A 20,625-nucleotide genomic window follows, 5' to 3' on the forward strand; every position below is an offset into this window, starting at 1 on the left:
GTGTCCGGGCTCAGGAGCCGGTCCAGGCGTAACGGTGCTCCGGGCGGCCCGTCTCGCCGTAGCGCAGCGTCAGCCGGACCTTGCCGGTGCGCTCCAGCAGCTTCAGATAGCGCTGGGCCGTCTGCCGGCTCATCCCCGCGCTGTCCGCGATCTCCTGGGCGGAGAGCGGGCCCTCGGCTCCGCGCAGGGCTCCCCGGACGAGCTCGGCGGTGGTGGGGGAGTGGCCCTTGGGAAGGTCGGGCTCGCCCGCCCACAGCGCGCCGAAGAGCCGGTCCACCTGTGCCTGCTCGGCCTCCCCGCCCCCGTCGAGCGTCTGCCGCAGGGCCGCGTACGCCTCCAGCTTCGAGCGCAGACCCGCGTACGTGAACGGCTTCACCAGGTACTGGAGCGCGCCGTGCCGCATCGCGTCCTGCACGGTCGCGACGTCCCGGGCGGCCGTCACCATGATCACGTCGACCTGGCGGCCGAGGCGGCGCAGTTCCCGCACGACGGCGAGGCCGTTGCGGTCGGGCAGGTAGTGGTCCAGCAGGATCAGGTCGACCGGCACCTCCTCGACCGTCGCCAGCGCTCCGGCCGCCGAGTGGGCCTGCGCGACCACCCGGAATCCGGGGACCTTGGCGACGTACGCCGCGTTGATCTGCGCCACGCGGACGTCGTCGTCCACGATCAGGACCTGGATCACCGTTGCTCTCCCGTCGTGGCCGGATGCGTGGACGGCGGCGTACCGTCCGGGGAGCCCGCGGGGGGCTCCGCCAGCGCCTCCGGCAGTACGACCGTGAACACCGCGCCGCCCCCGTCCGCCCCGGACACCGTCGCACTGCCCCCCTGGCGCTCCGCGAGCCTCCGTACGAGGGCGAGCCCGAGGCCGCGTTTGCCGTGTGCCGGGAGGTCCTTGGTGGACCAGCCCTCCGTGAAGATCGACGCGTGCTGGTCCGGCGGGACGCCGGGGCCGCTGTCGCGCACGCCCAGGATCACCGTACGGCCCTCGGTGCGCAGCCCGACCTCGATCCGCGCCCCGTCCGATCCGGCCGCCGCGTCCGTGGCGTTGTCGACGAGGTTGCCCACCACGGTGACCAGGCCCCGGGGGTCGACCACCCGGTCCGGCAGGAGGGTGCCGGGAGCCAGCCGCAGCGAGACACCGCGCTCGGCGGCGACCGTCGTCTTGCCGACGAGGAGGGCGGCCAGCAGCGGGTCCTGGACCTTCTCGGTGACCTGCTCGGCCGTCGCCCGGTGGACGCCCACCACCTCCGTGACGAACTCCATCGCGTCCTCGTGCATCTCCAGCTCCAGCAGCCCCAGCAGAGTGTGCAGCCGGTTCGCGTGCTCGTGGTCCTGGGCGCGCAGGGCGTCGATCAGCCCCGTGGTGGAGTCGAGCTCGCGGCCCAGGTGCTCCAGCTCGGTCCGGTCGCGCAGGGTCACCACGGCTCCGCCGTCGTCCGTGGGCATCCGGTTGGCCAGCAGCACCCGGCTGCCCCGTACCGCCAGCAGGTCGTCGCCGACCACTCGCCCGGCCAGCACATCCGTGGTCCGCCCGTCGCCCAGCACCTCCTCCAGCGGCCGGCCCGCCGCCTCCGGGCCCAGACCCAGCAGCCGTTGCGCCTCGTCGTTCAGCAGCCGGACGCGGCCGGCCCCGTCGAGGGCGACGACCCCTTCGCGGATGCCGTGCAGCATGGCCTCACGCTCGGTCAGCAGCGCGGAGATGTCGGAGAACGCCAGGTCATGGGTCTGCCGCTGGAGCCGGCGGGAGATCAGGTACGCGGCGAGCGCCCCGACGGCCAGGGCCCCGCCCGCGTACGCGAGCAGCCCCGGGATGGCCGCGAGGAGCCGGGCGCGGACGCTGTCGTAGGCGATGCCCACCGACACCGCGCCGATCACCTCGCCGGACGGGCCGAACAGCGGCACCTTGCCCCGCGCCGAGCGGCCGAGGGTGCCGCTGTCGATCTCCATCACCTCACGGCCGTGCAGCGCCTCACCGGGGTCGGTGGAGACGATCGCGCCGATCCGGTGGGTGTCGGGGTGCGACCAGCGCACCCCGCGTTGGTTCATGACGACGACGTACTCCGCTCCGGTGGCCCGCCGGACCCGCTCGGCGGCCGACTGGACGGGGCCCTCGTCCGACGGGTCCGTGCTGCTCAGGTCCACCACGATCCCCGGCTGGGCGGCGGTGGACTGGGCGATGGCCAGGGCGCGGCGCATCGCCTGGTCGTCCAGCTGGTCGCTGAGGGGGGCCAGGAACAGACCGGTGACCAGGATCGTCACACCCGTGATGATGGCCAGCTGCATCAGCAGGACCTGGGAGAAGACCCGCTGGGGCCAGCCGAACCGGCGCGGTCCCCTGCCGGGGGTCGGTGGGGCGTTCATCGTAGAGACGGTAAGGGTCGGGCGGCCGGGGCGGAAATTCGGCAGCGTATCGCCGCGTTTCCGGGCCTCCGCCGTACGCACCTCTTGCTTCACGGCGCTGTGTCTGTGAGCGTTCCGGCTGTGCCGCTCAGCGTTCTCCGCGAGCGTTCGGGCCGTGTCGGTCTGCGTTCCGGGAGAGTTCGCCTGCAACGCAATCTTCTTGCACTTCTTGCGCTAATCTTGCGCTCATGACGCGACGACTTGCTCAAGTGGCCCAGAAGGTGGGAGTCAGCGAGGCGACGGTCAGCCGGGTGCTGAACGGCAAGCCGGGTGTCTCCGACGCCACCAGGCAGGCCGTTCTCTCCGCGCTGGACGTCCTCGGCTACGAGCGCCCGACGCAACTGCGCGGCGAACGGGCCCGGCTGGTCGGTCTGGTCCTGCCCGAGCTGCAGAACCCGATCTTCCCGGCCTTCGCCGAAGTGGTCGGCGGCGCGCTCGCGCAGCAGGGGCTGACCCCGGTGCTCTGCACCCAGACCAAGGGCGGCGTCTCCGAGGCCGACTACGTCGAGCTGCTGCTCCAGCAGCAGGTCTCCGGCGTGGTCTTCGCGGGCGGCCTGTACCACCAGGCCGACGCCCCGCACGACCACTACAAGGTGCTCGCGGACCGCAAGATCCCCGTCGTGCTGATCAACGCGGCCATCGGGCATCTCGGCTTCCCCGGCGTCTCCTGCGACGACTCGGTCGCCGTCGAGCAGGCCTGGCGCCACCTCGTCTCGCTCGGCCACGAGCGCATCGGACTGGTCCTCGGCCCGTCCGACCACGTGCCCTCGCAGCGCAAGCTCGCCGCCGCCCGGGTGCTCGCCGACGAGGCGGGCACGAGCATCCCCGACGAGTGGGTGGCCCGCGCGATGTTCTCGCTGGAGGGCGGGCAGGCCGCCGCGATGCGTCTCCTCGACCGGGGCGTCACCGGCATCATCTGCGCCAGCGACCCGCTCGCGCTGGGCGCCGTCCGCGCCGCCCGCCGCCGCGGTCTCTCGGTGCCCGGCCACGTCTCGGTCGTCGGCTACGACGACTCGGCCTTCATGAACTGCACCGAGCCGCCCCTGACCACCGTCCGCCAGCCCATCGAGGCCATGGGGCGCGCGGCCGTGGAGCTGCTCTCGGTCCAGATCGGCGGGCGGACCGTGCCCTCGGACGAGCTGCTCTTCGAGCCGGAGCTGGTGGTGCGTGGGTCCACCGCCCAGCCGCCGCGCGAGAATTCCCTGTGATCCGTAGCTAATTTGCATTGCCGGGCCCTTGGTCCGGACCTGGATGCCCTAGGGCAGCGGCTGCGGCGGCCGGGGCCCCGCGTACTGCCCGCTCGGCCGGATGCGGAGCGGGCGCTCCCCGTACTCCTCCAGCGCGTGGGCGATCCAGCCCGCGGTGCGGGACACCGCGAACACGGTCTCGCCCGCGTCCGCCGGCATTCCCCGGGACACGGACAGGACGGCCAGGGCCAGGTCGATGTTGGCGTGCAGCGGAGCGTGCCGCGCCGTCGTGGCCACCACTTCACGGGCCGCCGCCAGCGCCCCGGCCGCCTGCGGCACGTCCGCCAGCAGCTCGAACAGGACGGTCGCCCGGGGGTCCTCGCCCCGGTACAGCCGGTGGCCCAGCCCCGGCACCCGCCGCCCGGTCCGCAGGTGATCGGCGACCACGGGAACCGCACTGCCGCGGTCCACCGCTTCCCCGAGCATCCGGTGCGCCAGGCCGCTCGCCGCACCGTGCAGCGGCCCCTCCAGCACGCCGAGTCCCGCCGAGACCACGGCGTACGGGTGGGCCCGCGCGGAGGCGGCCACCCGGGCGGCCAGGGTGGAGGCCGCCAGGTCGTGGTCGATCAGGAGCGCGAGCGCCGCGTCCAGCACGGCGAGAGAGGGGGCGTCGGCCGGCTCCGCGGTGAGCCGCGACCACAGCTCCCGCGCCAGACAACCCCCTTCGCCCTCCTGTTCGCCCAGCACCGGCAGGGCGCCCACCAGCGTCGGGATCAGGCTCCGGGCGCTGCTCAGCACCGCTTGTGGCGACAGGTCGAACCGCAGCGGGTCCGTGGCCGCGGCAGCGGTCACGGCCACCCGCAGCCGGTCGGTCGACCCGCTGTGCGCGGGCAGGGCACCGACCGTCCTGCGGGCCGCCGCGAGGGTCCCCGGGGACGCGGTGAACCGGGCGCCGGGCCGCAGTTCGCCCGTCCACAGCCACTCGGCCACCTCCTCGTAGCCGTACCGCCGGGCCAGCTCCGTCGCGTCGACCCCACGGAAGTAGCAGCGGTCGCCCTCGATGAGCGTGATACCGGTGCGGAACGCGAGATCGCCCCCGGCCGGTGCGGGGTCCCGCCGTCCCGAACGCCGCGCCAGCGCCCGTACCTCCTGCGCGTCGAACGTGCTGCCCCGCCCCCCGGCGGCCCGGGCGCTGCTCAGCTGGCCCCGGCTGACATAGGCGTAAACCGTCTCCGGCTTCACGCCCAGCAGCTCGGCGGCCTGTCGGGTGGTCAGCCGGGGCGCGTCGTGGCGGTCGGGCTCTGGTTGATCCGTCATAGAACCACCGTATCCACTCCGCATATGCATTGATTGAATCAACATTGACAGATCTCAAGTCAAGCATGGACAGTCAAATCAATGCTGCATGCACGGTTGCATGCGCGGAGGAGAGAGAGCAGCCATGACCACCACCCCTGTCGCCCCCGTCCCCCGCGGTCTCGCCGGCGTCGTCGTCACCGACACCGCCCTCGGCGACGTCCGTGGGCGCGAAGGCTTCTACCACTACCGCCAGTACTCGGCGATCGAGCTGGCGCGGACCCGCAGCTTCGAGGACGTCTGGTACCTGATGTTCCACGGGGAGCTGCCCGACCGGGCAGCTGCCGCCGCTTTCGCGGCCCGTACGGCGAGCCTGCGCGCGCTCCCCGCCGACGTGACCGAGGCCCTGCCCGCCATCGCCCGCGCGAGCGCCGTCTCCGGCCCGCTCGCCGGACTGCGCACCGCGCTCTCGCTGCTCGGCGCCTCGGCAGGATTCCGGCCGGTGTACGACATCGGGGCCGAGCACCGCCGCGAGGACGCGCTCGCCGCCTGCGCGGCCGTCCCCACGATCCTGACCGCCCTCCACCGCCTCGGCGAGGGCCAGGAGCCGGTCGAACCCCGGGAGGACCTGCCGCACGCCGCGAACTATCTGTACATGCTGACCGGCTCGGTGCCCGAGCCCGACCAGGTCCGGGCGATCGAGCAGTACCTCGTCTCGACTGTCGACCACGGCTTCAACGCCTCCACCTTCACCGCCCGCGTCGTCGCCTCCACCGGAGCCGACCTGGCCGCCTGCCTGGTGGCGGCGGTCGGCGCGCTCTCCGGACCGCTGCACGGCGGAGCCCCCAGCCGGGCCCTGGACACGCTGGACGCCATCGGCACCCCGGACCGCATCGACGGCTGGATCCGCGAACAGGTCCTCGCCGGCCGCCGCATCATGGGCTTCGGCCACCCCGTCTACCGCACCGAGGACCCGCGCTCCCGGATGCTCAAGTCCCTCGCCCGGGGCTTCGGCGGCCCCCTCGTCGACTTCGCGGTGGAGGTGGAGGCCCAGGTCGAGGCCATCCTCGCCGAGCTCAAGCCGGGCCGGGAGCTGCACACCAACGTGGAGTTCTACGCCGGAGTGGTCATGGAGCTGTGCGGGCTGCCGCGTGCGATGTTCACCCCCACCTTCTGTGCGGCGCGGATGGTCGGCTGGAGCGCCAATATCCTGGAGCAGGCGGAGGACTCCAAGATCATCCGCCCGGCGGCCCGCTACGTCGGCGCACCCCCGCCGCAGCCGGTCCCGGCACCCTGACGACGTCCTCAGGAAGGCTCCCGTTGACCCCGCCCCGTACCCCGCAGATCCCGGTCGTCGTCCTGGCGGGCTTCCTCGGCTCTGGCAAGACCACGCTCCTGAACCATCTGCTCCGCAACCGGGCGGGCACCCGGATCGGCGTGATCGTCAACGACTTCGGGGCCATCGAGATCGACGCCATGACCGTCTCGGGGCAGGTCGGCTCGACGGTCTCGCTGGGCAACGGCTGCCTGTGCTGCGCCGTCGACGCGAGCGAACTCGACACCTTCCTGGAGACCCTGACCCGCCCCTCCGCCCGGCTGGACGTGATCGTCATCGAGGCGAGCGGTCTCGCCGAACCCCAGGAACTGGTCCGCATGCTGCTGGCCAGCGACAACCCCCACATCCTGTACGGGGGGCTCGTCGAGGTCGTCGACGCGGCGGAGTTCGACGGCACCCGTCAGCGGCACCCGGAGCTGGACCGCCACCTGGCCGTCGCCGACCTCGTCGTCCTCAACAAGACCGACCGGGTGGGGGAGGCCGAACGGGAACGGCTGCGGGCGACGGTCGCGGAGCTGAGCGGGCGCGCCGCCGTAATCTCCGCCGTGCACGGCCGGATCGACCCCGAGTTGCTCTTCGACCCCGCGCTGCGGCCGGACCACGAGGAGATGGCGGGTCAGCTGAGCTTCGAGGACGTGCTGCGTGAGGAGGCGTGCGACGAGCACGAGGGGTGCGAGGGGCACGGGCACGGCGACCATCTCCACGCGGCGTACGAGAGCGTCGACTTCACCTCGGACGTGCCGATGGACCCGCGCCGCTTCATGGCGTTCCTCGACTCCCGGCCCGAAGGCCTCTACCGCGTCAAGGGGTTCGCCGACTTCGGCGCGGGGGACCGGGACAACACCTACGCGCTGCACGCGGTGGGCCGGTTCCTGCGCTTCGTCCCCCGGCCCTGGGCGCGCGGCGAGCAGCGTCTCACCCAGCTCGTCATGATCGGCGCGGGCATCGACGCCGACACGCTGCTGGCCGGACTCGCCGCCTGCCGCGCGGACGGTGCCGCCCCCGACGAGTACGCCGATGCCGCTGCGGTCGAACGCGGCATGTGGGGCGTGCTCCGGTACGTACGACAGGAGGCGGACCCCGTGGACGTACGAGAGGAGACGGACCCCGTGGAGGTACGGGAGGAGGCGGACTCCGTCGACGTACGCGAAGAGACGGACCCCGTGGACGCACAACAGGAAGCGGCCGCGGAGGCGTAACGCCCCCCGGCCGCTCGCCGTCGTACGAGAACGGTGCCTACAGCGGCGGTCCCGCGATCACGGCCACCTTCTCCAGCAGCGGCGTGCCCGAACCGTCCCGCCTCGGGTCCGGCTCCGGCAGCTTCGCCGGAGTGCCGTTCTGCTGCGCGGCCCGTGCCGGGGTGGGACCGGCCCAGGCGAACACAAGCACGTCCTCGCCCTTCAGGAACCGCTGGCAGCGCACTCCGCCGGTCGCCCGGCCCTTGCGCGGATACTGGTCGAACGGGGTGAGCTTGGACGTCAGCACCGAGTCGTCCAGCGTCCCGTGCGAACCGGCCACCGTGAACACGATCGCCTCGGCCGCCGGGTCCACCGCCGTGAACGACAGCACCTCGGCCCCGGCCGCCAGCTTGACGCCCGCCATGCCTCCGGCGGGCCTCCCCTGCGGGCGCACCGAAGCCGCCGGGTAGCGGAGCAACTGGGCGTCGGAGGTGATGAACACCAGGTCCTCCTCGCCCGTACGCAGCTCGATCGCGCCCACGATGCGGTCACCGTCCTTGAGGGTGATGACCTCCAACTCGTCCTTGTTGGCCGGGTAGTCCGGCACGACGCGTTTCACCACGCCCTGGAGGGTGCCGATCGCGAGACCCGGCGAGGCCTCGTCGAGCGTCGTGAGGCAGATCAGCTCCTCGTCCGCCTCCAGGCTGAGGAACTCGGAGATCTGCGCCCCGCCCGAGAGATTCGGCTCCGCATGCGTGTCCGGCAGCTGCGGCAGGTCGATCACCGAGAGCCGCAGCAGCCGGCCCGTGGAGGTCACCGCCCCGACATCGCCGCGGGCCGTCGCCGCCACCGCCGACACGATCACGTCGTGCTTGGTCCGCCGGGCGTCCTCGGAGATCTCGACCGGCTCCGCGTTCGCCGTACGCGCCAGCAGACCCGTCGACGAGAGCAGCACCCGGCACGGGTCGTCCGCCACCTCCAGCGGCACGGACGCGATCTGCGAACCGGCTGACTCCAGCAGCACCGTGCGCCGGTCCGTGCCGAACTTCTGCGCCACCACGGCCAGCTCCGAGGACACCAGCTTGCGCAGCTCCGCGTCCGACTCCAGGATCGCGGTCAGCGCCTCGATCTCGCCGTTGAGCTTGTCGCGCTCGCTCTCCAGCTCGATCCGGTCGAAACGGGTGAGCCGGCGCAGCGGCGTGTCCAGGATGTACTGCGTCTGGATCTCGCTCAGCGAGAAGTGCGCCATCAGGCGCTCCTTCGCCTGCGCGGAGTTGTCGCTGTCCCGGATGATCCGGATGACCTCGTCGATGTCGAGGAGTGCGACGATCAGGCCCTCGACCAGGTGCAGCCGGTCGCGGCGCTTGGTGCGGCGGAACTCGCTGCGCCGGCGCACCACCTCGAAGCGGTGGTCGAGATAGACCTCCAGCAGCTCCTTGAGGCCCAGGGTGAGCGGCTGGCCGTCGACCAGTGCCACGTTGTTGATGCCGAAGGACTCCTCCATCGGCGTCAGCTTGTAGAGCTGCTCCAGCACCGCTTCCGGCACGAAGCCGTTCTTGACCTCGATGACCAGCCGCAGGCCGTGCGCCCGGTCGGTGAGGTCCTTGACGTCGGCGATGCCCTGGAGCTTCTTCGCCGAGACCAGGTCCTTGATCTTGGCGATCACCTTCTCCGGGCCGACGGTGAAGGGCAGTTCGGTGACGACGAGGCCCTTGCGGCGGGCCGTCACGTTCTCCACGGCGACGGTGGCGCGGATCTTGAACGTGCCGCGGCCCGCCGTGTACGCGTCCTTGATGCCGGTGAGTCCGACGATGCGGCCGCCGGTGGGCAGGTCGGGGCCCGGGACGAAGCGCATCAGCGTCTCGACGTCGGCGCCCGGGTGCTTGATCAGGTGGCGGGCGGCGGCGATGACCTCGCCCAGGTTGTGCGGGGGCATGTTGGTCGCCATGCCCACGGCGATCCCGGAGACCCCGTTGACCAGGAGGTTGGGATAGGCGGCGGGGAGGACGACCGGCTCGCGCTCCTGGCCGTCGTAGTTCGACTGGAAATCGACGGTGTCCTCGTCGATCGCCTCGGTCATCAGCGACGTGGCGTCGGCCATCCGGCACTCGGTGTACCGCATGGCGGCCGGCGGGTCGTCGTTGCCGAGGGAGCCGAAGTTGCCGTGGCCGTCGACCAGGGGGAGACGCATCGAGAACGGCTGCGCCATGCGCACCAGGGCGTCGTAGATCGAGGCGTCGCCGTGCGGGTGCAGCTTGCCCATCACCTCGCCGACGACGCGGGCGCACTTCACGTAGCCGCGGTCGGGGCGCAGTCCCATCTCGTTCATCTGGGACACGATGCGGCGGTGCACCGGCTTCATGCCGTCGCGGGCGTCGGGCAGGGCCCTGGAGTAGATCACCGAGTACGCGTACTCGAGGAAGGAGCCCTGCATTTCGTCGACGACGTCGATGTCGAGGATCTTCTCCTCGAAGTCGTCCGGCGGCGGGGTCTTCGTGCTACGGCGGGCCATCGCGGCTGCGACTCCTTCACAGATTCTGTTCGGACAACCTGAGCTTGTTTCGGGACAACACGAGCTAGTGACGCGGTCCATTGTGGACCGCCGCACTGACAACGCCGACCTCGACCCGTCCGAAGGCCGGTCCGAAGCGGCCCGGGCAGCACGTCAGCGTCGGCGTCCACGACACCATCGACGGAAACATCCACGGAACGGGAACTTCGCCAGGTGCCGGTGCGCTTGCTTAGAGTGGCAGGTCTGGCAGGAAGTCCAGTATCGCGATCGAAGGGACGTACATGCCCATGGGTCACACGGCCACCGCACAGGCCGGCTCCGGCGGCTTGACAGCGACCGAGCACCGCCTGGCCAACGGCCTGCGTGTGGTGCTCTCCGAGGACCATCTGACCCCGGTCGCCGCGGTCTGCCTCTGGTACGACGTCGGCTCGCGCCACGAGGTCAAGGGACGCACCGGTCTGGCTCACCTCTTCGAGCACCTGATGTTCCAGGGCTCGGGCCAGGTCAAGGGGAACGGTCACTTCGAGCTCGTCCAGGGGGCCGGCGGCTCGCTCAACGGGACGACCAGCTTCGAGCGGACCAACTACTTCGAGACCATGCCCACCCACCAGGTGGAGCTGGCGCTCTGGCTGGAAGCCGACCGGATGGGCTCCCTCCTCGCCGCGCTCGACGAGGAGTCCATGGAGAACCAGCGCGACGTCGTCAAGAACGAACGCCGCCAGCGCTACGACAACGTGCCCTACGGCACCGCGTTCGAGAAGCTGACCGCCCTCTCCTACCCCGAGGGCCACCCCTACCACCACACCCCGATCGGCTCCATGGCCGACCTGGACGCGGCCACGCTGGAGGACGCCCGCGCGTTCTTCCGTACGTACTACGCGCCCAACAACGCGGTGATCTCGGTGGTCGGCGACATCGACCCCGAGCAGACCCTCGCCTGGATCGAGAAGTACTTCGGCTCGATCCCGTCCCACGACGGCAAGCAGCCGCCGCGCGACGGGACGCTGCCCGAGACCATCGGCGAGCAGCTGCGCGAAGTGGTCCACGAGGAGGTGCCGGCGCGCGCCCTGATGGCCGCCTACCGCCTCCCGCACGACGGCACCCGCGCCTGCGACGCCGCCGACCTGGCGCTCACCGTGCTCGGCGGCGGCGAATCCTCCCGGCTGCACAACCGCCTGGTCCGCCGCGACCGTACGGCGGTGGCGGCCGGCTTCGGGCTGCTGCGGCTCGCCGGAGCGCCCTCGCTGGGCTGGCTGGACGTCAAGACGTCCGGCGGCGTCGAGGTCGAGACGATCGAGGCCGCGGTCGACGAGGAGCTGGCCCGGTTCGCCGCCGAGGGGCCCACGCCCGAGGAAATGGAGCGGGCGCAGGCGCAGTTGGAGCGCGAGTGGCTCGACCGGCTCGGCACGGTCGCCGGCCGCGCCGACGAACTGTGCCGCTACGCGGTCCTGTTCGGCGACCCGCAGCTCGCCCTGACCGCCGTGGGCCGCGTCCTGGACGTCACGGCGGAGGAGGTGCGCGCGGCGGCGGAGGCTGCTCTGCGCCCCGACAACCGGGCGGTGCTGGTGTACGAGCCCATCGAGCCGGCCGACGAGGCGGACGAGGGCGACGAGGGCGAAGCAAGCGCCGAGGGCGCCGACGCGCACGAGGGGGCGGACAAGTGAGCGACGCCGCCGTGACTGGAGTAGCCATGGAGTTCCACCCGCAGCCCACCGCCGGCACGGCCCGCCCCTGGGCCTTCCCGGCTCCCGAGCGCGGCGCCCTGCCCAACGGGCTGACCGTGCTGCGCTGCCACCGCCCCGGCCAGCAGGTAGTCGCCGTGGAGATCTTCCTGGACGCGCCCCTGGAGGCCGAGCCCGACGGCCTGGACGGCGTGGCCACGATCATGTCGCGGGCGCTCTCCGAGGGCACCGACAAGCGCAGCGCCGAGGAGTTCGCCGCCGAGCTGGAGCGCTGCGGCGCCACGCTCGACGCGCACGCCGACCACCCCGGCGTCCGGGTCTCCCTGGAGGTCCCGGCCTCCCGGCTGGCCAAGGCGCTCGGTCTGGTCGCCGAGGCGCTGCGGGCCCCGGCCTTCGCCGAGAGCGAGATCGAGCGCCTGGTGGGCAACCGCCTCGACGAGATCCCGCACGAGCACGCCAACCCGTCCCGGCGGGCCGCCAAGCAGCTCTCCAAGGAGCTGTTCCCGGCCACCGCCCGGATGTCCCGCCCGCGTCTGGGCACCGAGGAGACGGTCCGGCGGATCGACGCCGTCGCCGTCCGCGCCTTCTTCGACGCCCACATCCGCCCGTCCACCGCGACGGCCGTGATCGTCGGCGACCTCACCGGCATCGACCTGGACGCGCTGCTGGCGGAGACCCTCGGAGACTGGTCGGGCAACGCGGGCCAGGCCCGCCCCGTGCCGCCCATCACGGCGAACGACACCGGCCGCGTGGTCATCGTGCACCGCCCCGGCGCGGTCCAGACCCAGCTGCTGATCGGCCGGATCGGCGCCGACCGGCACGAGCGCGTGTGGCCCGCACAGGTGCTCGGCACGTACTGCCTGGGCGGCACCCTCACCTCCCGGCTGGACCGGGTGCTGCGCGAGGAGAAGGGCTACACCTACGGGGTGCGCGCCTTCGCCCAGGTGCTGCGCTCCAGCGGCCCCGACTCGGGCGGCGCGGCGATGCTCGCGATCAGCGGCTCGGTGGACACCGAGTCCACCGGACCGGCCCTGGACGACCTCTGGAAGGTTCTGCGGAAGCTGGCCGCCGAGGGGCTGACCGACGCCGAGCGCGAGACGGCCGTTCAGAACCTGGTGGGCGTCGCCCCGCTGAAGTTCGAGACCGCCGCCTCCGTCGCGAGCACGCTGGCCGACCAGGTCGAGCAGCACCTCCCCGACGACTACCAGGCCCACCTCTACGCCCGGCTCGCCGAGACCGGCACCGTGGAGGCGACCGCCGCCGTGGTCAACGCCTTCCCGGTGGACCGGCTGGTCACGGTCCTCGTGGGGGACGCCGCGCAGATCGAGGAGCCCGTGAAGGCCCTCGGCATCGGAGAGGTGTCCGTCGTCACCGGCTGACACCGCCGCGGAACACGGCCGCCCCCGTGCGACCACTGCCGCGAACAGGACCCCGACGGAAGGGATTTCGTCGGGGTCCTGTTTGTTTGCCCGTTTAGTGCACTTCACCCATTTTTGGGGGAGAGGTTGCCTGTCTGCCCTGTGGGATGCGCGACAAATCCCCTTGTCCGTTTGGTGGGGGGAAGTCGCCCCGCCTAGCGTCGGCTCGGCTGTCCGTCACCCGTATGCCGCAACCGCGGCGCCGGGCAGTCATCGCCGAGTCCCCGTCAGGCGCGAGCCTAGGGGAGCCGGGGACCCACGCAGTCCCTGGGGTGAATCGGAGGCCCGTGCCGCGAACCGGCGCGGGAATCCGTAGGAGACCTTCCTGCTCCGAACCCGTCAGCTAACCCGGTAGGCGAGAAGGAAGGAAAGGAACCAGCCCCTCCATGGCGTTCACCCGTGCCACCGGGAAGCACCGTGCCCCGAGCCGCCTCACGCGTCGGAGCGCCCAGGTCGCCGGCATCGCGGCCCTGGCCACCACCGGAGTCATCGGCTCGCTGTCCTCCCCGGCTCTCGCCGCGGACACCGAGGCCGCCAAGTCCGCCGACACCGGCCTCACCCAGGCCGTCTCCCTCGAAGCCACCCTCGCCGAGCGGATCGACGCGCAGGCGAGCGCCCAGAAGCAGCAGGCCGACGCGATCGCCGAGGCGAAGGCCAAGGCAAAGGCCGAGGCCCGTGCGAAGGCGGCGGCCGAGCGAAAGGCCGAGGCCCGCGCCAAGGAGGTCCGCGAGGAGAAGGCCCGGGCCGCCCGCGCCGCCGAGCGCGCCCGGCTGAACGCCTTCCACCTCCCGGTCGCCGGCTCCCACGTCACCACCGGGTACAACACCGGCGGCTCGCTCTGGTCCTCCGGCAGTCACTCCGGCGTGGACTTCCAGGCCGCCTCCGGCAGTTCCGTCGTCGCGGTCGGCGCCGGCACGGTCGTCGAGGCCGGCTGGGGCGGCGCGTACGGCAACAACATCGTGCTCCGGATGAAGGACGGCACGTACACCCAGTACGGCCACCTCTCCTCGATCGGCGTCTCCGTCGGCCAGAGCGTCTCCTCCGGCCAGCAGATCGGCCTCTCCGGCTCCACCGGCAACTCCACCGGCCCGCACCTGCACTTCGAGGCCCGCACCACCCCCGACTACGGCTCCGACATGGACCCCGTCGGCTACCTGCGCTCGCACGGTCTGAACGTCTGACGCACCCCGCGTGACCCCCGTCCGAAGGCCCCGGCGCCCGCCGGGGCCTTCAGCAATTCCGGCGTGAAGATATCCATGGATTCCGGCCTGCCATCGGAAATTCCGGCGGATTGCCATAGAGTCACGGAACAGACGTCGGGCGGCCGCGTTTCGCGGGGATCAAGGCGGAGGTTCGGACATGCGCATTCCCGCGCATTCGGTATGCACGGCAATCCGTGACGACATCGTCTCCGGTGTCTACGAGCGAGGCAGCCGCCTCACCGAGGAGCTGCTGGCCCGCCGCTACGGGGTCTCCCGGGTCCCGGTCCGCGAGGCGCTGCGCACCCTGGAGTCCGAGGGGTTCGTGGTCACCCGCAGGCACGCCGGCGCCTGTGTCGCGGAGCCCACCGTGCAGGAGGCGGCCGACCTCCTGGAGGTCCGGACGCTCCTGGAGCCACTGGGTGCGGCACGCGCCGCGCAGCGCCGCACGGAAGCCCATCTGAAGGTGCTCCGGGGCCTGGTCAGGCTGGGCCAGGAGCGGGCCCGCCGGGGCGAGGGCGAGGATCTGCGCTCGCTGGGCGGCTGGTTCCACGAGACCCTCGCCCAGGCCTCCGGCAGCCCCGGGCTCATCGCGCTGCTCACCCAGCTCCGGCACAAGATCGCCTGGATGTACGCGGTCGAGCAGGAGTCCCGCCCGGTCGATTCCTGGGCCGAGCGCGGCGCGATCGTGGACGCCGTGGCGCGCGGCGACGCGGAACGGGCGAGGGCGCTGACCGCCCAGCACGCGGAACGCTTCACCGCCGCCCACCGGCTCCGCCGCCCGGATCTCCCCGGGCGGCGCGCCGCCCCCGTCCCCCCGGTGAGAAGTTCGCAACACGGCGTAAACACCGCGGGCGTCCGTCATTAACAGAAGAGCCGTATACAAAGAGAAGCGATTTCGGATGCGTCATTGACGCTGCCTGAATGCGTCATTCGCGATGCCCAAATGCGCCCTTCGCGCTGCCCGAATTATCGAGGCGCGATTCTTTCGTGAAAGCGAAAGAGCCGTGATCCCTTTACGGGGTCACGGCTCTCGCACGGGTCGAATCCGGACGGGCCGGAGTCGGAGGGGTCAGACGGTCTCCGGAAGCTCTTCCAGACCCTCGGCGACCAGCTTGGCCAGCCGGTCCAGAGCGGCCTCGGCGTCGTCCGCGTCGGACGCGAGCACGATCTCCTCGCCACCCTGGGCGCCCAGGCCGAGCACGGCGAGCATGGAGGCGGCGTTCACCGGGTTGCCGTCGGCCTTGGCGATCGTCACGGGGACGCCGGAGGCCGTGGCGGCACGGACGAAGATGGAAGCGGGGCGGGCGTGCAGGCCCTCGGCCCAACCGACGTTTACGCGGCGCTCAGCCATGGTTCTGCCCTTCACATATCAACGGTTGTCTAGACCAGTCTCTCATGCAGTGCGTGGTGCTGTGCCCGGCCTCCCGTCCGGCTGCCCGGTCCGGGCCCCCTCAGACTGCCCCGGCACCGATCCCTCCGCGACCGGGCTCCCCGCCGTACGCTTTGGCCATGGAGCCCACGCCGGAACAGAGTCCGCATCACGCGTACCCCGACCACTGGGAAGCGGACGTGGTGCTCCGCGACGGTGGCACCGCGCGCATCAGGCCGATCACCACGGACGACGCCGAGCGACTGGTCAGCTTCTACGAGCAGGTGTCCGACGAGTCGAAGTACTACCGGTTCTTCGCCCCGTATCCGCGGCTATCCGACCGGGACGTGCACCGCTTCACCCATCACGACTACGTCGACCGGGTGGGACTGGCCGTCACGATCGGCGGCGAGTTCATCGGGACCGTCCGCTACGACCGCATCAACGACCAGGGCCGCCCCGCCTCCGCGCCCGCCGACGAGGCCGAGGTCGCCTTCCTCGTCCAGGACGCCCACCAGGGCCGCGGAGTCGCCTCGGCGCTGCTCGAACACATCGCCGCGGTCGCCCGCGAGCGCGGCATCCGGCGCTTCGCCGCCGAGGTGCTCCCCGCCAACAACAAAATGATCAAGGTGTTCCGGGACGGCGGCTACAGCCAGCGCCGCAGCTTCGAGGACGGCTCCGTCCACCTCACCCTCGACCTCGAACCCACCGAGAAGTCCCTCGCCGTCCAGCGCGGCCGCGAACAGCGCGCCGAGGCCCGCTCGGTGCAGCGCCTCCTCGCCCCCGGCTCCGTCGCGGTCATCGGCACCGGCCGCACCCCCGGCGGTGTGGGCCGCACGGTGCTGCGCAACCTCCTCGCCGCCGGCTACACCGGCCGCACCTACGCGGTGAACCGCGCCTTCGACGAGGGCCTGGCCACGCTCGACGGGGTCCCCGCCCACCGCTCGCTCGGCGAGATCGACGAGCAGGTCGACCTCGCCGTCATCGCCGTCCCCGCCCACCGCGTCCCCGAGGCCGTCGCCGACTGCGGCGAGCACGGCGTCCAGGGCCTGGTCGTCCTCTCCGCCGGATACGCCGAGCGGGGCGCCGAGGGCCGGGAGCTCCAGCGCGAACTGGTCCGCCAGGCCCGCTCGTACGGCATGCGGATCATCGGCCCCAACGCCTTCGGCATCATCAACACCGCCGAGACCGTCCGGCTGAACGCCTCGCTCGCCCCCGAGTCGCCCGCCCGCGGCCGGATCGGCCTGTTCACCCAGTCCGGCGCCATCGGCATCGCCCTCCTCTCCGGCCTCCACCGGCGCGGCGCGGGCCTGTCCTCGTTCATCTCGGCGGGCAACCGGGCCGATGTCTCCGGCAACGACTTCCTCCAGTACTCCTTCGAGGACCCCGACACCGACGTCGCCCTGCTCTACCTCGAATCGCTCGGCAACCCCCGCAAGTTCACCCGCCTCGCCCGCCGCACCGCCGCCGTGAAGCCCGTCGTCGTGGTGAAGGGCGCCCGGCACAGCGGCACCAACCCGCCCGGCCACGCGGTCCCGGTCAGCCGCATCCCCGACGCCACGGTCTCCGCGCTGATGCGCCAGGCCGGCGTCATCCGGGTCGACACCGTGACCGAGATGGTCGACGCCGGACTCCTGCTGGCGGGCCAGCCCCTCCCGGCCGGCCCCCGGGTCGCCATCCTCGGCAACTCCGAATCCCTCGGCCTCCTGACGTACGACGCCTGCCTCGCCGAGGGTCTGCGCCCGCGCCCGCCGATCGACCTCACCACCGCCGCCTCCCCGCAGGACTTCCGCGACGCGCTGGCCGATGCGCTGGCGGACGGCACCTGCGACGCCGTGATCGTCACCGCCATCCCGTGGGTGGGGGAGAACGGCGAGGCCGAGACCGGCGACGGCCAGGTGCTGGCCGCCGCCCTGCACAAGGCGGTGGCCGGGGGCTCGGCCAAGCCGGTGGCCGTCGTCCACGTCGAGATCGGCGGCCTCGCCGAGGCCCTGGCCGCGGCGAGCAGCACGGCCGCCCCCCGCCCCCGTACCGCCGCGCCCCGGACCGCGGCCCCGGACGCGAGCACGGCCGGGGGCCCGAGCACGGCCGCGGCAACGAGCACCGACCGGGCGGCGACCACGGACCGGACAGGCACCACCACCCCGGCGTCCGCCACTCCCGCAGCGGCGGCCCCAGCCCCCGAGAACGCCTCCGGCACCGGCCAGCCCACCGCCCCTGGAAGGCCTGCCGCACCGACCGACCCGCCCGCCCCCGGAACGGCGACCTCCGAAACACCCGCCCCCGAGACCCCGCCCCGCCCCGGCCGCATCCCCGCCTACCCCGCCGCCGAACGCGCCGTGCGCGCCCTCGCCGAGGCCGTGAAGTACGCCCAGTGGCGACGCCAGGCGGCCGTGCCCGGCAAGATCCCCGAGTTCCTCGACGACACCATCGACGAGCCCGGGGCCGCCGCCCTCATCGAGGCGCAGCTCGCCACCGCCCCCGACCCGCGCGGACGCCCCCTCACCCACGACGAGGCCCGCGAACTGCTCGGCCGCTACGGCATCGACGTCCGCCCCACCCTGCCCGCCCCCGACCCCGAGGCGGCCGTCGCCGCGGCGGCCCGGCTCGGCTACCCCGTCGCCCTCAAGACCACCGCGCCCCACCTGCGCCACCGCGCCGACCTCGGCGGGGTCCGCCTCGACGTCGCCGACGAGGAGGCGCTGCGCCGGGGCTACGGAGATCTGACCGACCTCCTCGGCAAGCCCGCCGAACTGCTCCCCGTCGTCCAGGCGATGGCCCCGCGCGGCGTGGACACCGTCGTGCGGGCCTCCATCGACGCGGCCGCCGGGGCCGTCCTGTCCTTCGGCCTCGCGGGAGCCCCCTCAGAACTGCTCGGCGACACCGCACACCGACTGGTTCCGGCCACCGACCGGGACGCCGCCGAGCTGATCCGGTCCATCAGGGCGGCCCCGGTGCTGTTCGGCTGGCGCGGCTCGGCCCCGGTCGACACGGCCGCCCTCGAAGAGCTGCTGCTGCGGCTGTCCCGCCTGGTCGACGACCACCCCGAGGTGGTCTCCGTCGCCCTCGAACCGGTCGTCGTCGCCCCGCAGGGACTGACCGTGCTCGGCGCGAGCGTCCGGCTGGCCCCGCCGCCCGCCCGGAGCGACCTCGGCCCCCGCCGCCTTCCGAACTACTGAGACCCACCGGACCGCCGGTGGCCACACGGGCGTCCCCGGCAGTCACCCGCCCGCCGTAGGATGGTGCTCATGGCAAAGACCGGTACGACGACCCAGGGGCTGCGCGCGGCGATCGAGCGCAGCGGCTACTACCCGGCCCTCGTGGCCGAGGCGGTGGAGGCCGCCGTCGGCGGGGAACCGGTCGCTTCGTACCTGGTGCACCAGGAGACCACGTTCGACTCCAACGAGGTCCGCCGTCATGTGACGGTCCTCGTCCTGACCGAGCACCGGTTCATCGTCAGCCACACCGACGAGCAGGCCGCCGACACCAGTTCCCCGACGCCGTACGCCACCACCTCCACCGAGTCCGTGAAGCTGGAGCGGATCTCCTCCGTCGTGGTCAGCCGCGTGGTGGCCAACCCGGAGAAGTACGTCCCGGGCACCCTGCCCCGCGAGGTCGTCCTCACCATCGGCTGGGGCGCGGTCTCCCGGATCGACCTGGAGCCCGCCGCCTGCGGCGACTCCAACTGCGACGCCGACCACGGCTACACCGGCAGCTCGACCGCCGACGACCTGAGCCTGCGGGTCAGCGAGGCCGGAGACGGCCCCGACGCCGTGCGCCAGACCCTCGCCTTCGCCCAGTCGCTCTCCGAGGCCACGGCCGCCACCGCGGCGACCGGCCGCTGATGGCCCAGCCCGCCTGGCAGGACCCCGTTCCGCTGTCCCTCGACACCGCGCCCGTGCCCGCGTACGGCAGCGGCTCGCTCGCCGACCTGCTGCCGACGCTCGTCGCCGGACAGGAGGTGCCGGGGTTCACCGCCGCGATCCCCGAGCTGACCCCGGCCGACCGCAACTGCGTCTTCCTGATCGACGGTCTCGGCTGGGAGCAGATCAAGGCCCACCCGGACGAGGCCCCCTTCCTGCACTCGCTCCTCCCCACCTCGCGCGGCGGCACCGGCCGCCCGCTCACCGCGGGCTTCCCCTCCACCACCGCCACTTCACTGGCCTCCGTCGGTACGGGGCTGCCGCCCGGCGAGCACGGCCTGCCCGGCTACACCGCGCGGAATCCGGAGACCGGCGAGCTGATGAACCAGCTCCGCTGGAGGCCGTGGACCGCGCCCAAGGTCTGGCAGCCCTATCCCACGGTCTTCCAGCTCGCCGACGCCGCGGGCGTGCACACCGCGCAAGTCTCCGCGCCGACGTTCGAGCAGACGCCCCTCACCAAGGTCGCGCTCAGCGGCGGCTCCTTCCTCGGCCGGCTCTCCGGAGAGGACCGGATGGACGTCGCCGCCCAGCGCCTGGCCGCCGGCGACCGCTCGCTCGTCTACACGTACTACAGCGAGGTCGACGGCAAGGGCCACCGTTTCGGCATCGACTCCGACGCCTGGCGCGGTCAGCTGATGTACGTCGACGGGCTCGCCCGCCGCCTGGCCGAGCAGCTTCCGCCGCGCTCCGCGCTCTACATCACCGCCGACCACGGCATGATCGACATCCCGTTCGACGAGCAGTCCCGGATCGACTTCGACGAGGACTGGGAGCTGGGCGCGGGCGTCGCCCTCCTGGGCGGCGAGGGCCGCGCCCGCCACGTCTACGCGGTGCCGGGCGCCCAGGCCGACGTCCTGGCCGTATGGCGCGAGGTGCTCGGCGAGCAGTTCTGGATCGCGAGCCGGGACGAGGCCGTCGCGGCCGGCTGGTTCGGTCCGACGATCGACGAGCGGGTGTACGGACGGATCGGCGACGTGGTCGCCGCCGCCCACGACGACGTGATCATCACGGCCACCGTCAACGAGCCGCACGAGTCGGCGATGGTGGGCGTCCACGGCTCCCTGACCCCCGTGGAACAGCTCGTCCCCCTCCTCGAAGTACGCTCGTAACCCCTTCCGCCGT

At 72.6% G+C, this 20,625-nt stretch carries 15 protein-coding genes and 1 riboswitch; of the genes, 10 read left to right on the top strand and 5 right to left on the bottom strand.

Annotated elements, in window-relative coordinates:
* Positions 1 to 10 precede the first annotated feature (10 nt).
* Both ACFWRV_RS26860 and ACFWRV_RS26865 read right to left on the bottom strand, forming a co-directional pair.
* Complete coding sequence (locus ACFWRV_RS26860) at positions 11 to 682, bottom strand: response regulator (protein ID WP_384338302.1); 672 nt, start codon at positions 680 to 682, stop codon at positions 11 to 13.
* The gene (locus tag ACFWRV_RS26865; RefSeq protein WP_384338303.1) at positions 679 to 2,361 is read right to left on the bottom strand and encodes an ATP-binding protein; all 1,683 of its coding nucleotides are present in this window, start codon (positions 2,359 to 2,361) and stop codon (positions 679 to 681) included. The genes ACFWRV_RS26860 and ACFWRV_RS26865 overlap by 4 nt, the downstream gene beginning before the upstream one ends.
* A gap of 227 nt (positions 2,362 to 2,588) precedes the next feature.
* On the opposite strand from ACFWRV_RS26865, the gene ACFWRV_RS26870 reads away from it, so the two are divergent.
* The gene (locus ACFWRV_RS26870) at positions 2,589 to 3,608 is read left to right on the top strand and encodes a LacI family DNA-binding transcriptional regulator (protein ID WP_384338304.1); all 1,020 of its coding nucleotides are present in this window, start codon (positions 2,589 to 2,591) and stop codon (positions 3,606 to 3,608) included.
* A 48-nt stretch (positions 3,609 to 3,656) separates the two neighbouring features.
* Here ACFWRV_RS26870 and ACFWRV_RS26875 read toward each other — a convergent pair whose 3' ends face one another.
* Positions 3,657 to 4,904, bottom strand: coding sequence for a citrate synthase (locus ACFWRV_RS26875; RefSeq protein WP_384338305.1), 1,248 nt, complete (start codon positions 4,902 to 4,904; stop codon positions 3,657 to 3,659).
* Positions 4,905 to 5,028: 124 nt separating this feature from the next.
* On the opposite strand from ACFWRV_RS26875, the gene ACFWRV_RS26880 reads away from it, so the two are divergent.
* The gene (locus ACFWRV_RS26880; RefSeq protein ID WP_384338306.1) at positions 5,029 to 6,180 is read left to right on the top strand and encodes a citrate synthase/methylcitrate synthase; all 1,152 of its coding nucleotides are present in this window, start codon (positions 5,029 to 5,031) and stop codon (positions 6,178 to 6,180) included.
* A 23-nt stretch (positions 6,181 to 6,203) separates the two neighbouring features.
* Positions 6,204 to 7,418, top strand: a complete 1,215-nt coding sequence (locus ACFWRV_RS26885; protein ID WP_384338307.1) for a CobW family GTP-binding protein — start codon at positions 6,204 to 6,206, stop codon at positions 7,416 to 7,418.
* A 37-nt stretch (positions 7,419 to 7,455) separates the two neighbouring features.
* Here ACFWRV_RS26885 and ACFWRV_RS26890 read toward each other — a convergent pair whose 3' ends face one another.
* Positions 7,456 to 9,909 carry a DNA topoisomerase (ATP-hydrolyzing) subunit A gene (locus ACFWRV_RS26890; protein WP_384338308.1) on the bottom strand — a complete coding sequence of 818 codons (2,454 nt, stop codon included), beginning with the start codon at positions 9,907 to 9,909 and terminating at the stop codon, positions 7,456 to 7,458.
* A 281-nt stretch (positions 9,910 to 10,190) separates the two neighbouring features.
* Between ACFWRV_RS26890 and ACFWRV_RS26895 the strand changes: the two genes are divergently transcribed.
* From ACFWRV_RS26895 to ACFWRV_RS26910, 4 genes are all read left to right on the top strand, one after another.
* The gene (locus ACFWRV_RS26895) at positions 10,191 to 11,573 is read left to right on the top strand and encodes a M16 family metallopeptidase (protein WP_384338309.1); all 1,383 of its coding nucleotides are present in this window, start codon (positions 10,191 to 10,193) and stop codon (positions 11,571 to 11,573) included.
* Between the two features lie 26 nt (positions 11,574 to 11,599).
* A complete protein-coding gene (locus ACFWRV_RS26900; RefSeq protein ID WP_384338310.1) occupies positions 11,600 to 12,970 on the top strand; it encodes a M16 family metallopeptidase in 1,371 nt (456 codons plus the stop codon).
* 243 nt (positions 12,971 to 13,213) lie between these two features.
* A riboswitch (cyclic di-AMP (ydaO/yuaA leader) is annotated at positions 13,214 to 13,381 on the top strand.
* 14 nt (positions 13,382 to 13,395) lie between these two features.
* Positions 13,396 to 14,190 (top strand): M23 family metallopeptidase, encoded by a 795-nt coding sequence (locus ACFWRV_RS26905; RefSeq protein WP_384338311.1) that lies wholly within the window; start codon positions 13,396 to 13,398, stop codon positions 14,188 to 14,190.
* Positions 14,191 to 14,368: 178 nt separating this feature from the next.
* On the top strand, positions 14,369 to 15,076 hold the full coding sequence (locus tag ACFWRV_RS26910) for a GntR family transcriptional regulator (RefSeq protein WP_384338312.1): 708 nt from the start codon (positions 14,369 to 14,371) through the stop codon (positions 15,074 to 15,076).
* Between the two features lie 204 nt (positions 15,077 to 15,280).
* On the opposite strand, the gene ACFWRV_RS26915 is transcribed toward ACFWRV_RS26910, so the two are convergent.
* The gene (locus ACFWRV_RS26915) at positions 15,281 to 15,562 is read right to left on the bottom strand and encodes an HPr family phosphocarrier protein (RefSeq protein WP_007449776.1); all 282 of its coding nucleotides are present in this window, start codon (positions 15,560 to 15,562) and stop codon (positions 15,281 to 15,283) included.
* A gap of 158 nt (positions 15,563 to 15,720) precedes the next feature.
* Between ACFWRV_RS26915 and ACFWRV_RS26920 the strand changes: the two genes are divergently transcribed.
* From ACFWRV_RS26920 to ACFWRV_RS26930, 3 genes are all read left to right on the top strand, one after another.
* Entirely contained in the window at positions 15,721 to 18,759 is a 3,039-nt protein-coding gene (locus tag ACFWRV_RS26920) for a GNAT family N-acetyltransferase (RefSeq protein WP_384338313.1), read from the top strand.
* Between the two features lie 69 nt (positions 18,760 to 18,828).
* Entirely contained in the window at positions 18,829 to 19,425 is a 597-nt protein-coding gene (locus ACFWRV_RS26925; protein ID WP_384338314.1) for a DUF5998 family protein, read from the top strand.
* On the top strand, positions 19,425 to 20,612 hold the full coding sequence (locus ACFWRV_RS26930) for an alkaline phosphatase family protein (RefSeq protein WP_384338315.1): 1,188 nt from the start codon (positions 19,425 to 19,427) through the stop codon (positions 20,610 to 20,612). The genes ACFWRV_RS26925 and ACFWRV_RS26930 overlap by 1 nt, the downstream gene beginning before the upstream one ends.
* The last annotated feature ends 13 nt before the right edge of the window (positions 20,613 to 20,625 follow it).

The organism is Streptomyces sp. NPDC058576 (assembly GCF_042718715.1).
GTDB lineage: Bacteria > Actinomycetota > Actinomycetes > Streptomycetales > Streptomycetaceae > Streptomyces.

Excerpts from the sequence above, each read along its gene's own strand:
- ACFWRV_RS26865 (WP_384338303.1), bottom strand. The coding sequence starts at position 2,361 with ATGAACGCCCCACCGACCCCCGGCAGGGGACCGCGCCGGTTCGGCTGG.
- ACFWRV_RS26870 (WP_384338304.1), top strand. The coding sequence starts at position 2,589 with ATGACGCGACGACTTGCTCAAGTGGCCCAGAAGGTGGGAGTCAGCGAG.
- ACFWRV_RS26875 (WP_384338305.1), bottom strand. The coding sequence starts at position 4,904 with ATGACGGATCAACCAGAGCCCGACCGCCACGACGCGCCCCGGCTGACC.
- ACFWRV_RS26880 (WP_384338306.1), top strand. The coding sequence starts at position 5,029 with ATGACCACCACCCCTGTCGCCCCCGTCCCCCGCGGTCTCGCCGGCGTC.
- ACFWRV_RS26890 (WP_384338308.1), bottom strand. The coding sequence starts at position 9,909 with ATGGCCCGCCGTAGCACGAAGACCCCGCCGCCGGACGACTTCGAGGAG.
- ACFWRV_RS26895 (WP_384338309.1), top strand. The coding sequence starts at position 10,191 with ATGCCCATGGGTCACACGGCCACCGCACAGGCCGGCTCCGGCGGCTTG.
- ACFWRV_RS26900 (WP_384338310.1), top strand. The coding sequence starts at position 11,600 with ATGGAGTTCCACCCGCAGCCCACCGCCGGCACGGCCCGCCCCTGGGCC.
- ACFWRV_RS26905 (WP_384338311.1), top strand. The coding sequence starts at position 13,396 with ATGGCGTTCACCCGTGCCACCGGGAAGCACCGTGCCCCGAGCCGCCTC.
- ACFWRV_RS26910 (WP_384338312.1), top strand. The coding sequence starts at position 14,369 with ATGCGCATTCCCGCGCATTCGGTATGCACGGCAATCCGTGACGACATC.
- ACFWRV_RS26915 (WP_007449776.1), bottom strand. The coding sequence starts at position 15,562 with ATGGCTGAGCGCCGCGTAAACGTCGGTTGGGCCGAGGGCCTGCACGCC.
- ACFWRV_RS26920 (WP_384338313.1), top strand. The coding sequence starts at position 15,721 with ATGGAGCCCACGCCGGAACAGAGTCCGCATCACGCGTACCCCGACCAC.
- ACFWRV_RS26925 (WP_384338314.1), top strand. The coding sequence starts at position 18,829 with ATGGCAAAGACCGGTACGACGACCCAGGGGCTGCGCGCGGCGATCGAG.
- ACFWRV_RS26930 (WP_384338315.1), top strand. The coding sequence starts at position 19,425 with ATGGCCCAGCCCGCCTGGCAGGACCCCGTTCCGCTGTCCCTCGACACC.